Annotated in this window: 5 protein-coding genes; 4 read left to right on the top strand and 1 reads right to left on the bottom strand. The window is 58.5% G+C overall.

Features of this window, described 5'->3' with window-relative positions; genetic code table 11:
* Positions 1–277: 277 nt before the first annotated feature.
* Positions 278–1,555 carry a lysozyme inhibitor LprI family protein gene (locus CKW14_RS09855; RefSeq protein ID WP_256587194.1) on the bottom strand — a complete coding sequence of 426 codons (1,278 nt, stop codon included), beginning with the start codon at positions 1,553–1,555 and terminating at the stop codon, positions 278–280.
* Positions 1,556–1,837: 282 nt separating this feature from the next.
* Here CKW14_RS09855 and CKW14_RS09850 point away from each other — a divergent pair, with 282 nt between their 5' ends.
* The 4 genes from CKW14_RS09850 (at position 1,838) to CKW14_RS09835 (ending at position 7,022) form a co-directional block, all read left to right on the top strand.
* Entirely contained in the window at positions 1,838–3,442 is a 1,605-nt protein-coding gene (locus CKW14_RS09850) for a tetratricopeptide repeat-containing response regulator (RefSeq protein ID WP_095125229.1), read from the top strand.
* Positions 3,439–4,131, top strand: coding sequence for a sensor histidine kinase KdpD (locus tag CKW14_RS09845; RefSeq protein ID WP_095125228.1), 693 nt, complete (start codon positions 3,439–3,441; stop codon positions 4,129–4,131). Before CKW14_RS09850 ends, CKW14_RS09845 begins: the two co-directional genes overlap by 4 nt.
* A gap of 200 nt (positions 4,132–4,331) precedes the next feature.
* Positions 4,332–5,573: a glutamine synthetase family protein gene (locus CKW14_RS09840; RefSeq protein WP_175559686.1), complete on the top strand. Its 1,242-nt coding sequence runs from the start codon at positions 4,332–4,334 to the stop codon at positions 5,571–5,573.
* 69 nt (positions 5,574–5,642) lie between these two features.
* The gene (locus tag CKW14_RS09835; protein ID WP_095051112.1) at positions 5,643–7,022 is read left to right on the top strand and encodes an MFS transporter; all 1,380 of its coding nucleotides are present in this window, start codon (positions 5,643–5,645) and stop codon (positions 7,020–7,022) included.
* The last annotated feature ends 71 nt before the right edge of the window (positions 7,023–7,093 follow it).

Raw genomic sequence — 7,093 nt, 5'->3', positions numbered from 1 at the left:
CATCCCGAACTCAGCAGTGAAACGATGCATCGCCGATGGTAGTGTGGGGTTTCCCCATGTGAGAGTAGGTCATCGTCAAGATTAAATTCCGAAACCCCAATTGCGAAAGCAGTTGGGGTTTTGTTTTGCCCGCAGGAAAAGCATCTGCTTGATTTCTATGCAAAAGCCCCGTCGCAATCCAAATTGCGACGGGGCTTTTATATTACCGTCAGCCGACGAATTGCTACAGCGTGCAGTGACTGCATCATTGATCTTCAACATCAGACTGGATACGCGGTTAACGTTCGTTCAGCTCAATTTTACCCATTGAGGTACTGACTTCGGTTATGTGTCGGCGACCGTAGACTTCGTATGTGCGGCTGCCGTCATCGCTGTCCGGTTTACGCAATGCCAGTTGCGCGAACAAACCATTCTTTTCGCTGTAACTGCCGAACCAGTCGATCAAGGCGCCGATGTAACAATCATTGCCAATGAAGACCGGCAGGTCGGCTACTTTTTCAATGCTGTAATGCGCCGGGCCAAAGCTGTAGTAATCGTTTTCACCGGCGCCGGTAGCCGGAATAGGGCAGAGCGGTTCTTTTGAAGGGATAGCAGCGGTTTCATTTACTTTCGCCACTGCCAGATTGAGCGCTCGGTGCAGATCGGGTTCGAGTTCAAACGTGCTGTTGCCGTCATCTTTGTGTTGAAGAACGGGCACGTCGAGGTCGTAGTGATAACGGATCGTCACCGTAGGCACCTGGACGTTGATTTGCAGCGGGTTGAGCAAGTAGATCCGATCAACGCCGTACTCGCTGTTTCGATAAGCCGCGTAAGTTTTGCCACGCAGGTTTATCCAGTCTACCGACTGATTGGCACCGCGATCGTTGGTGTAGAACAGCGAACTTTCGGGCTCAACAGAGCGTTTGACGAACCGTTCTCCGTCGCGACGCCAGGTTTCCACATAGGTGAACAGACCTGTGCCCCCGGCGTAGGTATTCACAATCAGATCGCGCTGCCCGTCGCCATCCAGATCCTGCAAAGTGTAAGAGGTCAGGCCGGTTTCGGCAGCGTCATTGATCCGCGAAGCGGTCAACGCTCGCCATTCATTGGCAGTAACGCCTTTGGGTTGTGCAGTCGGAAAGTGCGTTATCGACGAATCCTCTTCATTGGCATCGCCGTGAAAACCGCCGGCAGTTATTTTGACGGTGAGCGCGGCGAGTGCTCGGTCCAGCGCAAATTCGGGATCATCTTTACTGGCGGCTTGAATGCTCTTTTGCAGGTCTTCCAGCGCCTGTTCATCGAGGTCATCCGGTTGATAGGCAACGGCTGCCTGCCACTGTGCCAGCAGCACTTGCAGGCGCTCGCGATAGTGCTGATCCAGGCACGAAATGTCTTCGGCGCATTCGTTGCGGGCTTTCAGCCACAGTCGTTGAGTGCGCCTGAGCTCAGGTTGTGCGGGAGCAGATACCTTGAATAAATCCCGATAAACCACGCCCATCTGCGCATCCAGTTCATACAACGACTTGCCCGCGCAAACAGTGTTTTCGGCGGCATTCGCCGCTTTTGTGCAATCCATTCCAGCCGCCATTGCCTGCTGAACAAACAGCAGAGCGCAAGCGGACACGATGTAGCGTCCTTTGATATACACGATGTAAGCCTTGTAGTGGGAAGTTGTCTTGGCGCGCAGGGTAAATGCTCGCAGAGGAATCTTGAAGCGCTGGCTTCAGGGAACCGCACTTCTGGCCGATAACCCATTCGGTGACTTAAAAGTCGCGCGAAATCGCTTGATAGCATTTTGCCGCCAGCTATCATCTGCGCGCCTGAAATTGCCCTCACTTCAATTGCCTGGAAATCTTCGATGCTGTCGTATCACCAAAAAAGTTTTCTGATTGTCGATGATTTCTCGGATTTCCGCAGTTCCGTGCGTTCGATGCTGCGTGAGCTCGGGGTCAAGGACGTCGACACGGCCGATACCGGTGAGCAGGCGCTGAAGATGTGCGCGCAGAAGTCCTACGATTTCATCCTGCAGGATTTCCATCTCGGCGATGGCAAGAAGAACGGCCAGCAGGTGCTCGAAGATCTGATGTCGGAAAAGCTCATCAGCCATGAAGCGGTGTTTGTCATGGTGACGGCCGAGACCAGTCAGGCGATGGTGCTCAGTGCTCTGGAGCACGAACCGGATGCGTACCTGACCAAGCCGTTCAACCGCTCCGGCCTGGCCCAGCGCCTGGAGCGTCTGGAACAGCGCAAGACGTTGCTCAAACCGATTCTACAAGCCCTCGATCGCGGCAAGCCGGTCGAGGTGCTTAACGCCTGCATCGCCCTGTGCAAGCAGGACATTCGCTATTCACCGCTGTGCCTGCGTTATCGCGCCGATGCGCTGCGCGAGATGAATCAGAACGAAGCGCTGGAACGACTCTATGACAGCATCATTGCTGACCGGCCGTTGCCATGGGCATTTGCCGGACTTGGCAAATTGCTGTTCAAGCGTGGCCAAGTGGCGCAAGCCAAGGGCGTTTATGAAAAGGCCCTGAAGGTGTTCCCGATGATGCCGGCGCTGTACGACGGCATGGCCGATGTACTGGTCGCCGAAGGCGATAGCAAAGGTGCGCAACGGGTGCTGGAGGAGGCGATTCGCCTGTCTCCCTTGGCGGTGCGTCGGCAGGCGTTGCTGGGCAAACTGGCGATGACCAACGAAGACTTCGACACCGCGTCCCGCGCCTATCGTCAGGCCGTAGCGCAAGGCGCGCAGTCGCGCTTCAAGGATCCGGAAAGTAATCTCGGCCTGGCTCACGCGCTGATCAGCAAAGGCAGTGAGCGCGGGCTCGACACGCGCACACGCCTGGAGATCAACACCACGCTCAGTGCGGTGGCCAAAGAAAACCCGAGCGACCCCGGCCTGCAGATTCGCGCGCGTCTGATGAAAGCCACCAGCCTGCTGCTCAACGATGCCGAGACCGCTGACAAGCTCACCGAGCAAGCGCTGATGCGCCTCGACGGCATGGAGCAGTTCATGAGTCCGGAAGCTGCGCTGTTGGTCGCCAAGCAATTGCAGATGCTCGGACAGGCCGAGGCGGGCACCTCGATGCTCAAGAGCTGCGCGGAGATCTACGGTGACGATCCGGCAGTAATGAAAGACATCGCCAAGCTCACTGATGACCCGACTATCCTCAGTTCCAGCAACGCCGCTGCTGACCTCAACCGTCAGGGCGTGCGCGTGTACAAGACCGGCAACCTGGTGGAGGCCCGTGATGTGTTCCGCAAGGCGCTGAAGATGCAACCGAAGAACATCAGTATTGCGCTGAACATGGCCCAGTCGCTGCTCCACGGCACCGACACCAGTGTGCCGTCGGCGGAACTGGAAGAATGTCGGGCCTGCCTGAAAATGGTTGGCCTGATGCCCGACACCGACGCGCGTTTTGCGCGTTATCAGAAGCTGAAAAGCAAGGCGTTTGGCGAATGAACCACGACGAGCAAGCTCTGGATTTTTCTACGGTGATCGCCTCCACCGTCCACGACATGAAGAACTCGCTGGCCATGCTCATGCAGGCCCACAGCGAATGGCTGGCGCGGTTGCCTGAGGCGCAACGGCTAGGCGCGGAGCAAGGCGTGATCGACTTCGAGTTTGCCCATCTCAACGGCATGCTGGTGCAACTGCTCGGGCTGTACAAGCTCGGCGTCAACCAGATGCCGCTGCAACCGGCCTATCACGAACTCGATGACTTTATCGAGGCGCAACTGGCGGCGCATCAGGAGGTGTTTGCCAGTCGCGGGATCATCGCCACCTATGAAGTCGATCCGCTGAGCCCGTTGGGCTTCTTCGACCGTGAGCTGATTGCTTCGGTGCTGGGCAACTGCATCAATAACGCCATTCGTTACGCCCGCGAATCGCTGCTGATCACCGTCAGTGACGAGGCCGGGCAACTGGTGCTGAGTATCAACGACGACGGCGACGGTTATCCGGCCGAGATGCTCGAGCGCCAGGCCGATTATGTACAGGGCATCAATCACAGCAGTGGCAGCACCGGGCTCGGTTTGTATTTCGCCAATCGTATCGCGGCGCTGCATCAGCGCAATGGTGTCGAAGGACGCACCGAAATCCGCAACGGCGGACCGCTTGGCGGCGGGGTGTTCAGCCTATATCTGCCGTGACACAGGTTTTTGTTTGACGCTGCTTGATATTCCGAACAGCCGGAGCCTATTTTGTGCGGGTCGCCGTTCGCGGCTCGCACAATAACAAGGATTGCGTCATGACAACCGATGGCCAGCGTTCACTCGCGCAGCGATTGACCGGCATTGATGAGATTGAGTGTGTTACGCCGGATTTGAATGGCGTGCCGCGCGGCAAAGTGATGACCGCTGAGGGTTTCCTCGAAGGGCGGCGTCTGCAACTGGCCCGTGGCGTGCTGTTGCAATGCATCATGGGTGGTTACCCGGCAGCACGGTTTTACGGCAGCGACGACGGCGATCTCGCCCTGATTGCTGACCCGACCCAGATCCATCGTTTGCCATGGAGTGACGACCCGCGTGCCCTGGCGATTTGCGATGCCGATGAGTTGAGCGGCGAGAGCTCCAACCTGTCGACTCGCGGTCAGCTCAAGAAAGTCATTGCCCGTTATGCCGCGCGCGGCCTGGCGCCGGTGGTGGCGACCGAGCTGGAATTCTTTGTCTTCGCGCCGAATACCGATCCGACCCAGCCGTTCCGTCCGCCAGTAGGCCTTGACGGGCGTCGCGAGGATGGCCAATCGGCGTTCAGCGTCAGTTCCAATAACGGTCTGCGGCCGTTCTTCAACGAAGTCTATAAGTGCATGGCGGCACTCGGTCTGCCGCGCGATACCTTCATGCACGAGATGGGCGTCAGCCAGTTCGAGATCAATCTGCTGCACGGTGATCCACTGCTGCTGGCCGATCAGACGTTCCTGTTCAAGCACCTGCTCAAGGAAGTCGCGCTCAAGCACGGCCTGACCGTGGTGTGCATGGCCAAGCCGCTGGCACACACGCCAGGCAGTTCGATGCACATTCATCAGAGCATCGTCGAGACCGCTAGCGGCAAGAATGTCTTCAGTGATGCGCACGGCGAGCCAACCGCGATGTTTCGCCACTTCATCGGTGGCCAGCAGGCGGGCATGGCCGATTTCACCGCACTGTTTGCACCTAATGTGAATTCCTATCAGCGCCTGTGCCATCCGTACGCATCACCGAACAACGCCTGCTGGTCGCACGACAACCGGGCGGCCGGCCTGCGAATTCCGGCCAGTTCGCCGGTTGCCCGCCGGGTGGAAAACCGTTTGCCGGGCGCCGATGCGAATCCGTATCTGGCGATCGCCGCCAGTCTGGCTGCCGGTTTGCACGGGATCGAGAATGAGCTGGAACCGAGCGAAGCGATTCAGGGCGAGTTCGCGGTGCCGGACAATCTTGCGCTGCCGTGTACCTTGCACGCCGCGCTCGAACGTCTGAAACGTAGCCAATTGGCGAGGGAACTGTTCGGACAGGAGTTCATCGAAGGCTACATCGCTTCGAAGACCATGGAGTTGACCAGCTTCTTTGATGAAATCACTCCCTGGGAACGACGTGTTCTAGCAGCCCAGGCCTGACGTACCGCCGCCATCGGGCTATCGTTCTGGTAGCCCGATATCTACTGCAAGGAGCCGCTCGGAACGCCGATGCGCCAAATCTGGAAATCCTTTCGAGCACTGTATTTCGCCTCGCTGATGATGTTGATCGGCTCGGGCCTTCTATCCACTTATCTGGCATTGCGTCTGGCCGCTGACAATGTCGACGGCCTCTGGGTCGGCGCGCTGATGGCGGCCAACTATTTCGGTCTGGTGCTGGGTGGCAAGATCGGTCACCGACTGATTGCCCGGGTCGGGCACATCCGTGCTTATTCGGCCTGTGCCGGGATCGTCGGGGCGGCGGTGCTTGGCCACGGTCTGGTCGATTGGCTGCCGGCGTGGCTGGTGCTGCGGACCATCGTCGGTCTGGGCATGATGTGCCAATACATGGTGATCGAGAGCTGGCTCAACGAACAGGCGGACGCCAATCAGCGTGGCCTGGTGTTCAGCGGCTACATGATCGCTTCGTACCTGGGCCTGGTCCTCGGCCAACTGATTCTGGTCATGCATCCGGGCCTGGGGCTGGAACTGCTAATGCTGGTCGCGCTGTGTTTCGCCCTGTGTCTGGTGCCCGTGGCATTGACGCGGCGGATTCACCCGGCGCCACTGCATCCGGCGCCGATGGAGCCACGCTTCTTTATCAAGCGCGTACCGCAGTCGTTGAGTACGGTGCTGGGTGCCGGTTTGATCATCGGCTCGTTTTACGGTCTGGCACCGCTGTACGCCTCGCAACAAGGGCTATCGACCGAGCAGGTTGGTCTGTTCATGGGTAGCTGCATCTTTGCCGGTTTATTGGTGCAGTGGCCGTTGGGCTGGTTGTCCGATCGTTATGACCGGGCGCTGCTGATTCGCTGCTTTGCCGGGTTTTTGGCGGTGGCGGCGTTGCCGTTGGCCGTGCTGCCGCAGGTTCCGCTGGAGGTGTTGTTCGGGGTTGGTTTCCTGTGTTCACTGGTGCAGTTCTGTCTGTACCCACTGGCAGTGGCATTCTCCAACGACCACGTCGAAGGCGATCGTCGCGTGTCGCTGACCGCGATGCTGCTGGTGACTTATGGTGTCGGTGCGAGCATCGGACCGTTGCTTGCGGGCGTGTTGATGAAGCTGTTTGGCAGCCAGAGCCTGTATGCGTTCTTCAGCTTCTTCGCGTTGGTGCTGGTGTGGCGGATCCGGCCGAAAGCGGTGACCAATCTGCATCAGGTCGACGACGCGCCGCTGCATCACGTGGCCATGCCGGACAGCATGTCCAGCTCACCGCTGGTGGCGGCCCTCGATCCTCGGGTAGACGAGCAGGTGGTGCAGGAGCAGATGGTGCAGGATCCGGTGCAGACGCCGGCGAGTCCCGAGCCTGAAGCTGATACTCCGTCAGAGCCTGCGGCAGAAGTCGAATCGGATACCGATAAACCCGCGCCTGATCTCAGCGGCGGTAGACCCTGAACTGAACAAAAAACATCGCGCATAAAAAAGGGCAGTCCCGCCAAGGACTGCCCTTTTTATTGGCCGTGCGA

The organism is Pseudomonas sp. Irchel s3a12 (genome assembly GCF_900187485.1).
Lineage (GTDB): Bacteria > Pseudomonadota > Gammaproteobacteria > Pseudomonadales > Pseudomonadaceae > Aquipseudomonas > Aquipseudomonas neuropathica.
The sequence above is the reverse complement of the archived record's forward strand: the minus strand, read 5'-3'. Positions and strand labels throughout refer to the sequence as shown.